12 protein-coding genes and 1 pseudogene are annotated in these 14,269 nt (G+C 73.8%); 11 read left to right on the top strand and 2 right to left on the bottom strand.

What is annotated here, in order from left to right:
• The 8 genes and pseudogenes from BG452_RS45690 to BG452_RS16925 form a co-directional block, all read left to right on the top strand.
• Window positions 1-611, top strand: a pseudogene (locus BG452_RS45690) (DUF6457 domain-containing protein); the annotation flags it as partial.
• Window positions 608-1,816, top strand: a complete 1,209-nt coding sequence (locus BG452_RS16955; protein WP_317621090.1) for a molybdopterin molybdotransferase MoeA — start codon at window positions 608-610, stop codon at window positions 1,814-1,816. The pseudogene BG452_RS45690 and the gene BG452_RS16955, both read left to right, overlap by 4 nt.
• Before the next feature lie 73 nt (window positions 1,817-1,889).
• Window positions 1,890-2,948 carry a potassium channel family protein gene (locus BG452_RS16950; RefSeq protein ID WP_188305137.1) on the top strand — a complete coding sequence of 353 codons (1,059 nt, stop codon included), beginning with the start codon at window positions 1,890-1,892 and terminating at the stop codon, window positions 2,946-2,948.
• Between the two features lie 36 nt (window positions 2,949-2,984).
• Window positions 2,985-3,962, top strand: a complete 978-nt coding sequence (locus BG452_RS16945) for an NAD(P)H-quinone oxidoreductase (RefSeq protein WP_188305136.1) — start codon at window positions 2,985-2,987, stop codon at window positions 3,960-3,962.
• A 140-nt stretch (window positions 3,963-4,102) separates the two neighbouring features.
• Complete coding sequence (locus BG452_RS16940) at window positions 4,103-4,942, top strand: hypothetical protein (RefSeq protein ID WP_188305135.1); 840 nt, start codon at window positions 4,103-4,105, stop codon at window positions 4,940-4,942.
• A gap of 466 nt (window positions 4,943-5,408) precedes the next feature.
• Window positions 5,409-6,020, top strand: coding sequence for a bacterial proteasome activator family protein (locus BG452_RS16935; protein ID WP_188305134.1), 612 nt, complete (start codon window positions 5,409-5,411; stop codon window positions 6,018-6,020).
• Window positions 6,021-6,287: 267 nt separating this feature from the next.
• Window positions 6,288-7,712 (top strand): protein kinase domain-containing protein, encoded by a 1,425-nt coding sequence (locus BG452_RS16930; protein WP_188305133.1) that lies wholly within the window; start codon window positions 6,288-6,290, stop codon window positions 7,710-7,712.
• Between the two features lie 112 nt (window positions 7,713-7,824).
• Entirely contained in the window at window positions 7,825-9,534 is a 1,710-nt protein-coding gene (locus BG452_RS16925) for a protein kinase domain-containing protein (RefSeq protein WP_411292965.1), read from the top strand.
• 4 nt (window positions 9,535-9,538) lie between these two features.
• Here BG452_RS16925 and BG452_RS16920 read toward each other — a convergent pair whose 3' ends face one another.
• Entirely contained in the window at window positions 9,539-10,666 is a 1,128-nt protein-coding gene (locus BG452_RS16920; RefSeq protein WP_188305132.1) for a phosphotransferase, read from the bottom strand.
• A 64-nt stretch (window positions 10,667-10,730) separates the two neighbouring features.
• Window positions 10,731-11,390 (bottom strand): response regulator, encoded by a 660-nt coding sequence (locus BG452_RS16915; RefSeq protein ID WP_188305131.1) that lies wholly within the window; start codon window positions 11,388-11,390, stop codon window positions 10,731-10,733.
• 426 nt (window positions 11,391-11,816) lie between these two features.
• On the opposite strand from BG452_RS16915, the gene pdhA reads away from it, so the two are divergent.
• The 3 genes from pdhA to BG452_RS16900 all read left to right on the top strand — a co-directional run.
• Entirely contained in the window at window positions 11,817-12,971 is a 1,155-nt protein-coding gene (gene pdhA, locus BG452_RS16910; protein ID WP_188305130.1) for a pyruvate dehydrogenase (acetyl-transferring) E1 component subunit alpha, read from the top strand.
• Complete coding sequence (locus BG452_RS16905) at window positions 12,971-13,945, top strand: alpha-ketoacid dehydrogenase subunit beta (RefSeq protein WP_411292964.1); 975 nt, start codon at window positions 12,971-12,973, stop codon at window positions 13,943-13,945. Before pdhA ends, BG452_RS16905 begins: the two co-directional genes overlap by 1 nt.
• 15 nt (window positions 13,946-13,960) lie before the next feature.
• Window positions 13,961-14,269, top strand: a 309-nt coding sequence (locus tag BG452_RS16900; protein WP_317621089.1) for a biotin/lipoyl-containing protein, incomplete at its 3' end; no start/stop codon positions are given.

Genomic DNA, 14,269 nt, shown 5'->3' with positions numbered 1-14,269 from the left:
GCCGCCCTGCTGGTCGACGCGGGCGGTCGCGACCAGCCACTCGCCGCCGCCTACCGCACCGCTCCGCTGCGCGCCGCGCTCGCCGCACTCGGCGACCCGGCCGGGCAGCCGCTGCGCCGCCTCGTCGGCGGACTGGCCGGGCTGCGGGTCGCCGACACGGACAACGTCGCGTACGACTGCGACACCTGGGAGGACCTTGAGCAGGCCCGGGAACGGGAGAAGTCCTGACCGGTCCTCACCGGGCCCGGCCCCTGGCCGTGAGGGAGACGACGCGCGCCGCACACGGGGCGAACACCTCGGGGAAACCGCCGATCAGGCAGCATGGGCGCATGGAGCGCACGCTGGAAGACTGGATCGCCGAGGTCAAGGCCGACCTGGGCATCGACCTGGACGTGGACGTCCGGGGACTGCTCGACACGGCCCGGGTGGTCGCGCACGGGGTGGCCCGGCCCGCCGCACCGCTGACCGCCTTCCTGATCGGCTACGCGGCCGCCCGGCAGGGCGGCGGGGCGGAGGCCGTCGCCGAGGCGTCCCGCCGGACCACGGCGCTCGCCGAGCGGTGGGCCCCGTCCGACGAGAGCCCGGCCGCCGACGGTCCGGGCGAGCCGTGAGCACGGTCGGGGAGACCGCCGTGGCCGCGCCGACCACCGGTCCCGGCGTGCTGAGCTGGCCGCGCGCCCGGGAGACCGCCCGCCGGGCCGGGCTGCGTCCGCTGCCGGTGATCGGGCGGACGCTGGCCGAGGCGCTCGGGCACGTCCTCGCCGAGCCGCTCGGCGCGCTCACCGACCTGCCCGCCTTCGACACCTCCGCGATGGACGGCTGGGCGGTCGCCGGACCCGGACCCTGGCGGGTCGCCGGGCAGGTGCTGGCCGGTCGCACCGAGGTGGCGCCGCTGGCCGACGGCGACGCCGTCGAGATCGCCACCGGCGCCCAACTGCCGCCCGGGGCAACCGCCGTACTGCGCCGCGAGCACGGCCGGACGGACGGCACACTGCTGCGCGACCGCGGTCCGCAGCCGATGACCACCGGTCAGGACGTCCGCCCGCGCGGACAGGAGTGCCGCCGGGGTGAGGAGTTGCTGCCCGCCGGGACGGTGGTCGGGCCGGCCGTGCTCGGCCTGGCCGCCGCCTGCGGTCACGACCGGCTCGCCGTACGACGTCGGCCTGTCGCCCAACTGCTCGTGCTGGGCGACGAGTTGCTCGACACCGGGATCCCCGGCCCCGGACTCGTCCGGGACGCGCTGAGCCCGCTGCTGCCGCCCTGGCTGCGGGCGGCCGGCGCCGAGGTCGCCGAAGTCCGGGGTGTCCGCGACGACTTCGGGCTGCTCCGGGACGCCCTGCGGTACTCCACCGCCGACGTCGTGGTCACCACCGGCGGAACGGCCGCCGGGCCGGTCGACTTCCTGCACCGGGCGCTCGCCGAGGCCGGTGCCCGACTGCTGGTCGACGGCGTGGCCGTCCGCCCCGGACACCCCATGCTGCTGGCCGAACTCCCCGGCGGACGCCACCTGGTGGGCCTGCCCGGCAACCCGCTGGCCGCCGTCGCCGGCATGGTCACCCTCGCCCTGCCACTGCTGCACGCCCACGGCGGACGGGCCGCCACCGCCCCCGCGCTCGCCCCGGCGGCCGTCCCGCTGCCCGGACACCCGGTGGACACCCGGCTCCAGCCGGTGCGGCGCACCGCCGAGGGCGTCGTACCGCTCGCCTTCGACGGGCCCGCGATGCTGCGCGGCCTCGCCCGCGCCGAGGCGCTGGCCGTCATCCCGCCCGGCGGGGCCGGCGCGGGGGAGAACGTCGAACTGGTGGAGGCGCCGTGAGCGAGCGCGGACTGCTCACCGTCGAGGGGTGCGGGTGGGCGAGTGCCCCCGCCGGGCGCGGCGAGGTGGGCGCATGAGTCCGCTCAGGCGCATCTCGGCGCCGGGCGCGGAGTCCTGGGCGGACGCCGGGATCGTGCTGCCCGCCCGGCGGACCGCGCCCGCGGTGCGGCAGGTGGGCTCCCGGCTGCTGCTGGCGCTCGCCGTCCTGGTCGCCACCTCGGTGATCGTGTACCTCGACCGGGCCGGCTACCACGACAACGCGGGCGGCGAACTCAGCTTCCTGGACGCGGCCTACTACGCCACCGTGACGCTCTCCACCACCGGCTACGGCGACATCACCCCGTACAGCGACAGCGCCCGGCTCACCAACATCTTCGTGATCACCCCGCTGCGCGTGGTGTTCCTGATCATCCTGGTCGGCACCACCCTGGAGGTGCTCACCGAACGCACCCGCCTGCAATGGCGGTTGAACCGCTGGAGGTCCACCGTGCGCGAGCACACCGTCGTCATCGGCTTCGGGACGAAGGGGCGCAGCGCCGTCGACACCCTGCTCGGGCAGGGGGTGAAGGCGGAGGAGATCGTCGTCGTCGACCCCCAGCGCAAGGTCATCGAACACGCCTCCCAGCACGGCCTGGTCGGGGTGGTCGGCGACGCGACCCGCACCGACACCCTGGTCCGGGCCGCCGTACCCGGCGCGGCCCGGATCGTGGTCGCCCCCGAACGGGACGACACGGCGGTGCTGATCACCCTGACGGTGCGCCAGTTGAACAAGGGCGCCACCGTGGTCGCCGCCGTACGGGAGGACGAGAACGCGCCGCTGCTGCGGCAGAGCGGCGCCGATGTCGTGGTCACCAGCTCCAGTTCGGCCGGGCGACTGCTCGGGCTGTCGATGCTCAGCCCGCACGCCGGGGCGGTGATGGAGGACCTGCTCACCTACGGGAACGGGCTGGACGTGGTCGAGCGGCCGGTCACCCGGGCCGAGGCCGGGCACAGCCCGCGCGAGTGCGAGGAGCTGGTGGTCGCGGTGGTGCGGGGCCGGCGGGTGCTCAACTACACCGAACCGGAGGCCGCCGTGCTGCAGCTCACCGACCGGGTGATCGTCATCAAGTCGACCGGGCAGGGCGGGGCCTGAACCCCGAACCGCCGTACGGCGAAGTAGGTTCGGGGCATGCATGCGATGACGATTCCCGTACCCGGCGGTCCCGAGGCACTGGTGTGGGCCGAGGTCCCCGACCCGGTGCCCGGCGACGGCGAGGTCCTGGTCGAGGTGGCGGCCACCGCCGTCAACCGCGCCGACCTGCTCCAGCGGCAGGGCTTCTACAACCCGCCGCCCGGCGCCTCGCCCTACCCCGGACTGGAGTGCGCCGGGCGGATCGTCGCGCTCGGGCCGGGCGTGTCCGGCTGGGCCGTCGGCGACCAGGTGTGCGCGCTGCTGTCCGGCGGCGGCTACGCGCAGAAGGTCGCGGTGCCGAGCGGGCAGCTGCTGCCGCTGCCCGCGGGGCTGAGCCCGGAACAGGCCGCGGCGCTGCCGGAGGTGGCCTGCACGGTGTGGTCCAACGTCTTCCTCACCGCCCACCTGCGGCCCGGCGAGACCGTGCTGCTGCACGGCGGCGCCAGCGGCATCGGGACGATGGCGATCCAGCTGGCCAAGGCCGTCGGGGCCCGGGTCGCGGTGACCGCGGGCAGCGCCGAGAAGCTGGCCCGGTGCGCCGAACTGGGCGCCGACATCACGATCGACTACCGGGAGCAGGACTTCGTCGAGGTGCTCCGCGAGGCCACCGACGGGGCCGGGGCGGACGTGATCCTGGACATCATGGGCGCCAAGTACCTACAGCGGAACGTGGACGCCCTGGCCGTCAACGGACGACTGGTGATCATCGGGCTGCAGGGCGGGGTCAAGGGCGAACTCGACCTCAACGCGCTGCTGCGCAAGCGGGCCGCGGTGATCGCCACCAACCTGCGCGGACGGCCGCTCGCGGAGAAGGCGGCGATCGTGGCGGCGGTGCGGGAGCACGTGTGGCCGCTGGTCGAGTCCGGCGTGGTGAAGCCGGTGGTGGACCGGGTGCTGCCGCTGACCTCGGCCGGTGACGCGCACCGGGTGCTGGAGGCGGGGGAGCAGGTGGGGAAGGTCGTGCTGAAGGCCTGAGTGGGCGGGGCTGCGGGGGCGCGCGGCGTCGCGCAGGTGTCCGAAATGCCGCGATTGTCGGAATGTGTGAGGCTGGTCCGGAGCTGTCCCACCGCCGACCCCGCCCCCGGGCGCGGTCGGCCGTCGGAAGGACTCCGACCGTGGCCGCACCTCCGCACGTCGTCCTCGGGCCGCTGCCCGCCGCGCTCCACCACCGCCGTGATCCCCGGCTCCGCCGTGCCCGCCGCCTGTTGGCGGCGGCCGTGCTGGGGCTGACCCTCCCGCTGGCCGCCGCGACCGTGGCGGCGGCCGAGCCGGTGCCGAGCGCCTCGGCGCCGGCGGACTCCCCGGCCGCCGGCGCCGACGACCGGGCCGCCGCCGACGCCGACGACCAGACCGGACCGGACGAGCCGGACGCCACGGCGACTCCAGTGGTCGGTGACGACCAGGCCGCGCCGGACGACTCCTCGGCGACCGCCGCGGGTGCCGATGACCAGACCGGGTCCGACGGGCCGTCGCCGAAGGCCGCGCCGCCGCAGTACCCGGTGCCCACCCGGTCGCGTCCGGACCTCGCCGAACTCCGGGCCCACCGCCACCACCCCGCCGCCGTGCTGGAACACCCGGACACGGTCGTGGACCAGGCGCCGGCGCAGGCGCCCGCCCAAGCGCCGGTCCAAGCACCCGCCCAAGCGCCGGTCCAAGCGCCGGACCAGGCTCCGGACCAGGTCGTCGAGCAGTCGCCCGAGCAGGCCCAGGACCAGGGCACTACGGCCGACCAGTCGGACGCGGACACCCCGGACACCCCGGACTCCCCGGACGCACCGGCGCCGGCCGCCGACCAGGACACCGTCACGGCGGCCTCCGGCCAGCCCGTGGCATCCGCGGTCATCCTCCCGGCTCGCTGGCAGGACCCCTCCACGCTCCAGCTGCCGCTGGGCGTCGGGCTGGGGCTGATCGGCTGCGGCCTGGGGCTGATCGGGCTGCGGCTGCGCAAGGGCTGAGGTGGGGGAACGGGGTTCGCCGGCCGCGCTCGCAGGGTGGGCTCGGTCGTGCTGGTGGCGGTCGTGCTGGCGGCGGCCGAAGCCCGGGGCCGCGGCGGAACCGACAGGGGGAGCGGGGCCCGATGCCGTGCGTGGGTCGGGTCCCGTCGCCCACGGCCTGGGGCCGGTCGGCCCCTCGCCGCGGACGGGGTGCGGTGGCGGTCGGGGCGGCCCGGTCGGTGGGAGGGGTCGGGCCGTGGAGATTCGGTGCGGGTTCACGGGGGGTGGTCGTGGGGGGTGGGGTGGGTTTCGCGGGGTGCTGGGGGAGGTGCTGTGTGCGGCGGGGCGCGGGCCCGGTGGGAACTGAGTAGCCGTACGGATTCCCGGTCGGGCCGTGGGGGGCGTACGGTCGTCGGGGGGTGGCGCAGGACGGCGGGACGCACGGGGGCTTCCGCCCGACCAACCCCAGTGAGAGAGAATGTTGTTCATGACGAATCCGATGAACGAGCGCTCGTCGCAGGAGCCCTTCCGGGCCGCCGGCGGGCAGTCGCAGGACGGCCAGAAGGTGCTGATCGTCGGACCGGACGGGCTGCCCGTTGGCCAGGGGTTCGCCGGGGCGCCGATGGAGGGGGACGAGGCGGACATGCCGCGTGAGCTTCCGGTGACCGAGATGGTCGAGCAGCCCGCCAAGGTCATGCGCATCGGCAGCATGATCAAGCAGCTGCTGGAGGAGGTCCGGGCGGCGCCCCTCGACGAGGCGAGCAGGGTCCGGCTGAAGGACATCCACGCCAGTTCGATCAAGGAGCTGGAGCTCGGGCTGGCCCCGGAGCTGGTCGCCGAGCTGGAGCGGCTCTCGCTGCCGTTCACCGACGACACCATCCCGACCGAGGCCGAGCTGCGGATCGCCCAGGCCCAGCTGGTGGGGTGGCTGGAGGGCCTCTTCCACGGCATCCAGACCGCCCTGTTCGCCCAGCAGATGGCCGCCCGGGCGCAGCTGGAGCAGATGCGCCGCGCGCTGCCGCCCGGTCTGCACGGGGGCGAGTTGGACGAGGAGGACCCGGGCCAGGGCCGCGGCATCCGCTCGGGCCCGTACCTCTAGGGCCGCCCGGCCCGCCGCGGGGGCCGGACGTACCACGACGATCCGCCCCGGACCGCACTGTCGCGGCCGGGCGCGGGAGGCCCGGGGGCAGGTTCGGCCCTGGGCCGATCACCGTCGGCGGAAGCCGATACCCTGACCCCTGTCGCAGGCCGGTGGAGCCGCCGCGACAGGGGTTCGCCGGGCCAGCGGGCCGGGCTCACCACGCACGGACGAGACCGAACGTCACGGTTGCGGCAGGACCACCGCGCCGAGGGGGAGCAGAGGACCATGGGCGAGCACGGCAACGCGGCGGTCGAGGGCTTCTCCCTGGGCAACGGCCGCTATGTGCTGCAGCGGCTGCTGGGCGAGGGCGGCATGGCCTCCGTGCACCTCGCGTACGACAGCGTGCTGGACCGGCAGGTCGCGCTGAAGAGCATGCACAGCGAGCTGGGCCGGGACGACTCGTTCAAGGAGCGGTTCCGCCGCGAGGCCCAGGCCGTGGCCCGGCTGGAGCACCCGAACATCGTCACGGTGTACGACAGCGGCGAGGACGTCGCCCCGGACGGCTCCAGCACGCCGTACATCGTCATGCAGCTGATCGACGGCATGGGGCTGCGCGAGTCGATCAACGAGGCGGTCGTCCAGTACGGCGCGATGCCGACCGAGGACGCCCTGCGGGTCACCGTCGGCGTGCTGAACGCGCTGGAGGCCTCGCACGACATGGGCCTGGTGCACCGCGACATCAAGCCCGGCAACGTCATGTTCGACCGCAAGGGCAATGTCAAGGTCATGGACTTCGGCATCGCCCGGGCCCTGGAGTCCGGCGTCACCTCGATGACCCAGACCGGCATGGTGGTCGGCACCCCGCAGTACCTGTCGCCCGAGCAGGCGCTCGGCAAGCCGGTGGACGCCCGCTCCGACCTGTACTCGGTCGGCGTGATGCTCTTCGAGATGCTCACCGGCCAGCTGGTCTTCGATGGCGACTCGGCCTTCTCGATCGCCTACAAGCACGTCCAGGAGGAGCCGCCGGCCCCCTCCAGCCTGAACCGCTCGCTCACCCCCGTGGTGGACGCCTTCGTGGCCCAGGCGCTGCGCAAGGACCCGGCGCACCGCTTCCAGAGCGCGGCCGCGATGCGGGACGAGGCGGAGCGGCTGATCGCGGAGCTGAAGGGCGGCGGCACGGGGCACGCGCTGCAGGCCAGCCCCCCGCTGGTGATCAAGGAGGGGCCGCGCTCGGTGCACGCGACGCCGCAGGCGCCGCAGACCCCGCACCCGCAGTACCTCCAGCAGGGGCAGCCCCAGCCGCCGCAGTACCAGACCCCGCCGCCGGCCTACCAGACCCCGCACCCGCAGTACCTCCAGCAGGGGCAGCCGCCGCAGTACCAGACGCCGCCGCCGGCCTACCAGACCCCGCGCCCGCAGGCCCCGCAGGCTCCGCACACCCCGCACCCGCAGTACCTCCAGCAAGGGGGACCGCAGCAGGGCGGGCCGCGGACGATGCCGCCGTACCAGCAGCCGAAGCCCAGCAGCGGCGGCTGTTCCACCGCCTTCGTGGTGATCGCGATCATCGTCGGCGTGCTGGTGCTGGCGGGCATCATCATCGCGATCGTGGTCAACAAGGCGCAGAACACCACGAACGGCAAGTTCCACTCCGAGCGCCCGGCCGCGGTCGTGCTGGTGGGCCCGCAGGCCGACCGGGACGGCCTGCTCTGACGGTTTCCCGCCGTTCCGCGGGTGTCACGGGTGCCCGCCGGAAGCGGTAGCGTTCGGGGATACGTAAGCGACAGGGCACCGCGATCCGAGCGAACGCCCGGGGCGAGGAGCGATGGCACAGACGCAGCAGCCGGACGACGAGGCGGGTGCCCGAGCGGTCGGACGGACCGGCGGCACGCCGAGGATCCCCGAGCCGGGCGGCGAAGCCGCGACCTCCGCGCTGCCGCCGTTCGGCCGGGCCGGCGGACCGCAGACCCCCGGCCGCGGGGTCCCGATGGGCACGGTCGGTGACGGCCGCTACCGGCTGACCCACCGGCTCGGCCGCGGCGGCATGGCCGAGGTGTTCGCCGCCGAGGACGTGCGGCTGGGCCGCACCGTCGCGGTCAAGCTGCTGCGCGGCGAGCTGGCCCAGGACGACGTCGCCCGGCTGCGCTTCACCCGCGAGGCACACGCCGTCGCGGCGCTGAACCACCACGCGATCGTCGCGGTCTACGACACCGGCGAGGAGTACGTCGGGGACGAGTCCACGCCGTACATCGTGATGGAGCTGGTCGAGGGCCGGACCGTCCGCGAGCTGCTGGTGGACGAGGAGGCGCCGCCGGTCGACCAGGCGCTGATCATCATCGCCGGGGTGCTGGAGGCGCTGGCCTACAGCCACCGCAACGGCATCGTGCACCGCGACATCAAGCCCGCCAACGTGAGCATCACCAACGCCGGCGCGGTCAAGGTGATGGACTTCGGCATCGCCCGGGCGCTGACCGGCGGAGCCACCACGATGACCCAGACCGGCATGGTCATGGGCACCCCCCAGTACCTGTCGCCCGAGCAGGCGCTCGGCAAGCCGGTCGACCACCGCTCCGACCTGTACGCGGCCGGCTGCATGCTCTACGAGCTGCTCACGCTGCGCCCGCCGTTCACCGGCGACACCCCGCTCTCGGTGGTCTACCAGCACGTCCAGGACCCGCCGGTGCCGCCCTCGCAGGCCAACAGCCGGGTGCCGGTCGGCCTGGACCCGCTGGTGCTGCGCTCGCTCGCCAAGAACCCGGACGACCGCTTCCAGGACGCCGACGAGTTCCGCGCCCACCTCCAGCACGCGCTGCGCGAGATGCACGGAGCGGGCGGGGCCACCTGGGCCGGCGCGGCGACCGGGATGCCCGGCGACACCGGGGCCACCCAGGTGCTCCGGCCGGACCAGGCGGCGGCCACCCAGGCCTTCGGCGCGGTCGGCGCCGGCGACCAGACCTCGGTGCTGCCGTACTCCGCGGGCGGCTCGCACACCCCCTCGCCCTACCAGGGGGCCGGCGACGCGTACGGCGGTGGCGGCGAGGACGACCACGGCGGCCGGCGGCGCGGGCCGTGGGGCTGGCTGGCCGGCGGGATCGCCGTGCTGGTCGCGGCCGGGGCCGGGATCGCGTTCGCGCTCAGCGGCGGCGGCGGTGGCAACAGCAACCAGACGACGCCCCCGACGCCCGCCCCGGTGGTCAGCACCACCGAGCCGACCGTGCCGGCCCAGAACGGCCAGCCGACCCCGCCGCCGTCGACCTCCGGCAGCCGGCGGCCGCAGCAGCCGACCGAAACCACTCCGTACAATGGCACCGGCGGGGGCGGCAACAACATGTCGCCGTCGCCGGGTTCGGGCAAGCACACCCCGACCCCGACCCCGACCCCGACGGCCACCCACTCCGCGACGGCCAGCTCGTCGGCGACCGGTGGGCCGACCTCGGGCACGACGCCGACTACGGGCAGCGGGGCCACCAACCCGCCGGTGACGCCCACGAAGCCGGCCGGTGGCGGCACGCTGCCGCCGCCCGTCAACCCCTGACGGATCAGTTGGCGAAGGCGTCCAGGACCTGCTCGTACTCCTGGCACCACCACGCCAACTGGCCCGCCGAGGCGGGGTACAGCGGGTCGGCCCGGTGGTCGGCCCGCTGGTAGCGCCACTGCAGCATCCAGAAGTCGTTCAGCCGCTCCCACCAGACCCGGTGGACGGCGGCGGCCACGTGCTCGGCGGTGGCGGCGCCGGAGGCCCGGTAGGCCTGTGAGTAGCGGCGGACCCGGACCAGGTCGAGGGTGCCGGTGGTCCGGTCGTTGAAGAGCAGGGTGGCGGCGCGGACGGCCTCCTCGGCGCGTGGCTGCGGGCCGAGCTTGTCCCAGTCGAGCACGGCGGTGACCCGGTCGCCGTCCGGGCTCTCGCCGCCCTCGCCGCCCTCGCCGCCTTCGCCGTAGAGCAGGTTGAGGCCGTGGAAGTCGCCGTGGGTCCAGCCGGTGGGCGGGGCGGCGTGTGGTTCGGGGCGGCGGTGGGCATGGTCGGCGAGCAGTTCCAGCCGTTCGTCGAGCCGTTGGACGACCAGGGTGTCGAGGTCGCCGTGGGGGCGGTGGTCGCGGGCGCGGCGCCGCAGGTCGCGGGCCAGTTCGGCGCTGTCGAGGGGGTCGGCGCTGCGGTAGCCGGCGGGCTGGTCGAGGGGGGCGCAGACGTCGTCGAGCGCGCCGTGCAGCCGGCCGAGCAGCGCGCCGAGCGCGTCGCACCGCGACGGATCCAGCTCGGTACCGTGCCGGTGCCGGCCGGCCACCCAGGGGAACAGCGCGAACAGCCGGCCGTTCAGTCCGGCCACCGTCCCGCCGCCGCCGGAGCAGCTCAGCGGGGGTGCCACGGGCAGTCCCAGGGCGTGCAGGTCGGTCATCGCGCGGTGGTGGGCGAGGATCTTCGGACGGTTGGCGGTCGCGGCGTCGACGTAGCACTTCAGGAAGTACGCGCCGGCCTCGGCGGTGACCCGGTAGCCCCGGTTGAGCAGGCCTTCGGCGACCGGTTCGGCGGTGAGCAGCCGCCCCACCCGGAAGCGGGCCAGGACCTCGGCGAGTGCGCTGCGCGGTACCGGTGGACTGAGGGTCCCTATCGGCGGTGCGGAGAGGTCGGGTCGGGCCGGGGCGCAGGCGAGGGTCTGGCTGAAAGTCACGTGCAGAGGTTATGGCCCCCTGGTGGGGGCCCTTGACAAACCGTCACATCTGTGAAGGGCCGTATCAGTACTGATGATCGGCCTGGTGTCGCGCCACGTACGCCGCCGCCTGGGTGCGTCGCTCCATGCCCATCTTGGCGAGCAGACTGGAGACGTAGTTCTTCACCGTCTTCTCGGCCAGGTGCAACTCGTTGCCGATCTGACGGTTGGTCATCCCCTCGCCGATCAGATCGAGGATCCGCCGCTCCTGCTTGGTGAGTTGGGCCAGCCGTTCGTCCTCCTTCTCGCCGCCGTCGCGCAGCCGGGCGAGCACCCGGCTGGTGGCGACCGGGTCGAGCAGCGAGCGGCCGGCCGCGACGTCCCGGACGGCGGTGATCAGGTCGGTGCCGCGGATCGCCTTGAGGACGTAGCCGGAGGCGCCCGCCATGATCGAGTCGAACAGCGCCTCGTCGTCCGAGAAGGAGGTCAGCATCAGGCACTTGAGCTCGGGCATCCGGGAGCGGATCTCCCGGCAGACCTCGACCCCGTTGCCGTCCGGGAGCCGGACGTCGAGCACCGCGACGTCGGGGTGGACCGCGGGGATCCGGGTGAGCGCCTCGGCGGCCGTGCCGGCCTCGCCGACGATCTCGATGTCGTCCTCGACCGACAGCAGGTCGTGCACGCCCCGCCGGACGACCTCGTGGTCATCGAGCAGGAAAACCCGGATATGTCCGTTATCAGTCACGCCCAAAGCCTCCCATATCACCGTACAGAAGGCCTATCGTCCTTCGCGGCCTGGAGGTGCGATCCAGCCACACCCGACCGAAACCGATACCGAGAACCCCCTTACGTACGGGCGTCCGCCCGGATAACGTGCGCTGGTGTCCTGAAGGCGCTCGAAGTGAGAGCTGCGTCACGCCGACCGTCACCCCCACCCTTCCGACGGCGAGCCGGACGCGGCACCCTCGGGGTTGTCGGCCCTGAACAAGTAGGACGTCCTAGCGCAAGCGCGCCAAGGGCGGACGCTGGGTAACGTTCTCGTGAGGGACGCCGTCGGAACAGGATCACCACCTGCCACGCAGTAGGTGCGCACACCCACGCGCGCCCCGCGAGGCGGTGACCGGACCGGTCACCGGCGACCCCGGGCGGCCGGACAGACCGAGGAGTGAACGTGACCGTCAAAAGCACGGCGAGGACCCGCAAGAAGGCGGCCCCCGCTGTCCCTGACACCCTCCGCGCCACGGGGACGGACGCCCAGCCGGAGCTCGTACAGCTGCTCACGCCGGAAGGCGAGCGGGTCGAGCACCCGGACTACCCCCTCACCACCACTCCCGAGGAGCTGCGCTCCCTCTACCGCGACCTGGTGCTGGTGCGCCGGTTCGACGCCGAGGCGACCTCGCTCCAGCGCCAGGGCGAGCTGGGCCTGTGGGCCTCGCTGCTCGGCCAGGAGGCCGCGCAGGTCGGCTCCGGCCGGGCCATGCGCACCGGCGACTACGCCTTCCCCACCTACCGCGAGCACGGCGTGGCCTGGTGTCGCGACGTCGACCCGCTGAACCTGCTCGGCATGTTCCGCGGCGTGAACCACGGCGGCTGGGACCCGAACGAGAAGAACTTCCACCTCTACACCATCGTGATCGGCGCGCAGACCCTGCACGCCACCGGTTACGCGATGGGCATCACCAAGGACGGCTCCGACGACGCGGTGATCGCGTACTTCGGCGACGGCGCCTCCAGCCAGGGCGACGTCAACGAGGCCTTCACCTTCGCCTCGGTCTACAACTCCCCGGTGGTGTTCTTCTGCCAGAACAACCAGTGGGCGATCTCCGAGCCCACCACCACCCAGACCAAGATCCCGCTGTACCGCCGCGCCTCCGGCTTCGGCTTCCCGGGCGTCCGGGTCGACGGCAACGACGTGCTGGCCTGCCTCGCGGTCACCCGCTGGGCGCTCGACCACGCCCGCAGCGGCAACGGCCCGGTGCTGATCGAGGCCTTCACCTACCGGATGGGCGCCCACACCACCTCCGACGACCCGAGCCGCTACCGGCTCGCCGAGGAGACCGAGGCCTGGAAGGCCAAGGACCCGATCCTGCGGCTGCGCACCCTCCTGGAGAAGGAGGGCCTGGCGGACGACGAGTTCTTCGCCGCCGTCGACGCCGAGAGCGAGCAGCTGGGCCTGCGGGTCCGCGAGGGCGTGCGCAGCATGCCGGACCCGGACCCGACGCTGATCTTCGACCACGTGTACAGCGAGCCGCACACGCTGGTCGATGAGGAGCGGGCCGAATACGTCGAGTACGCGGCCTCTTTCGAGGCGGGGGAGAACCACTGATGGCCGGTCAGCTGAGCATCGCGAAGGCGCTCAACGAGGCGCTGCGCAAGTCGCTGGAGAACGACCCGAAGACCCTGCTGATGGGCGAGGACATCGGCAAGCTCGGCGGGGTCTTCCGGATCACCGACGGCCTGCAGAAGGACTTCGGCGAGGGCCGGGTGATCGACACCCCGCTCGCCGAGTCCGGCATCATGGGCACCGCGATCGGCCTCGCGCTGCGCGGCTACCGCCCGGTGGTGGAGATCCAGTTCGACGGTTTCGTCTACCCGGCCTTCGACCAGATCGTCTCCCAGCTGGCCAAGATGCACGCCCGTGCGCTGGGCCACGTCAAGATGCCGGTCACCGTCCGCATCCCCTACGCGGGTGGCATCGGCGCGGTCGAGCACCACAGCGAGTCGCACGAGGCGTACTTCGCGCACACCGCCGGCCTTCGGGTGGTCACCCCGTCCAACGCGCACGACGCGCACTGGATGCTGCGGCAGGCCATCGAGTCGGACGACCCGGTCATCTTCCTGGAGCCCAAGCGGCGTTACTGGGACAAGGGCGAGGTCGGCGACGCCGCCGACCTGGGGCTGCACGACGCCCGGATCGTCCGCCCCGGCACCGACGCGACGCTGATCGCGTACGGCCCGATGGTCAAGGTCTGCCTGGAGGCCGCCGCGGCCGCCGAGGAGGACGGCCGTCGGCTGGAGGTCGTCGACCTGCGCTCGCTCTCCCCGGTGGATTTCACCACCCTGGAGGAGTCGGTCAAGCGCACCGGGCGGGCCGTCGTGGTGCACGAGGCCCCGGTCTTCCTGGGCATGGGCGCCGAGCTGGCCGCCCGGATCACCGAGCGGTGCTTCTACCACCTGGAGGCACCGGTCCTGCGGGTCGGCGGCTACCACGCCCCGTATCCGCCGTCCCGGGTCGAGGAGTCCTTCCTGCCTGACCTGGACCGCGTGCTCGACGCCGTCGACCGCGCGCTCGCGTACTGATACCGGGGAGCGAAGATGACCACCGAAGTTCGCTCGCTCCGCGAGTTCAAGATGCCGGATGTGGGCGAGGGCCTCACCGAGGCCGAGATCCTCAGCTGGTACGTCAAGCCCGGTGACACCGTCACCGACGGGCAGGTCGTGTGCGAGGTGGAGACCGCCAAGGCGGCGGTGGAGCTGCCGATCCCGTTCAACGGGGTCGTCGAGCAGCTCTTCTTCCCCGAGGGCGCGACGGTCGACGTCGGCACCGTGATCATCACGGTGGCGGTCGCCGGGGAGGCGGGGGCCGCTCCGGCCGCCGCTGCCACCGCGCCCGCGCCCGCCGTC

It is taken from the genome of Streptomyces sp. CBMA123, assembly GCF_014596465.1.
Taxonomy (GTDB): Bacteria; Actinomycetota; Actinomycetes; order Streptomycetales; family Streptomycetaceae; genus Kitasatospora.
Note: the sequence above shows the minus strand (reverse complement) of the source record. Positions and strands in the feature narration are given on the sequence as shown.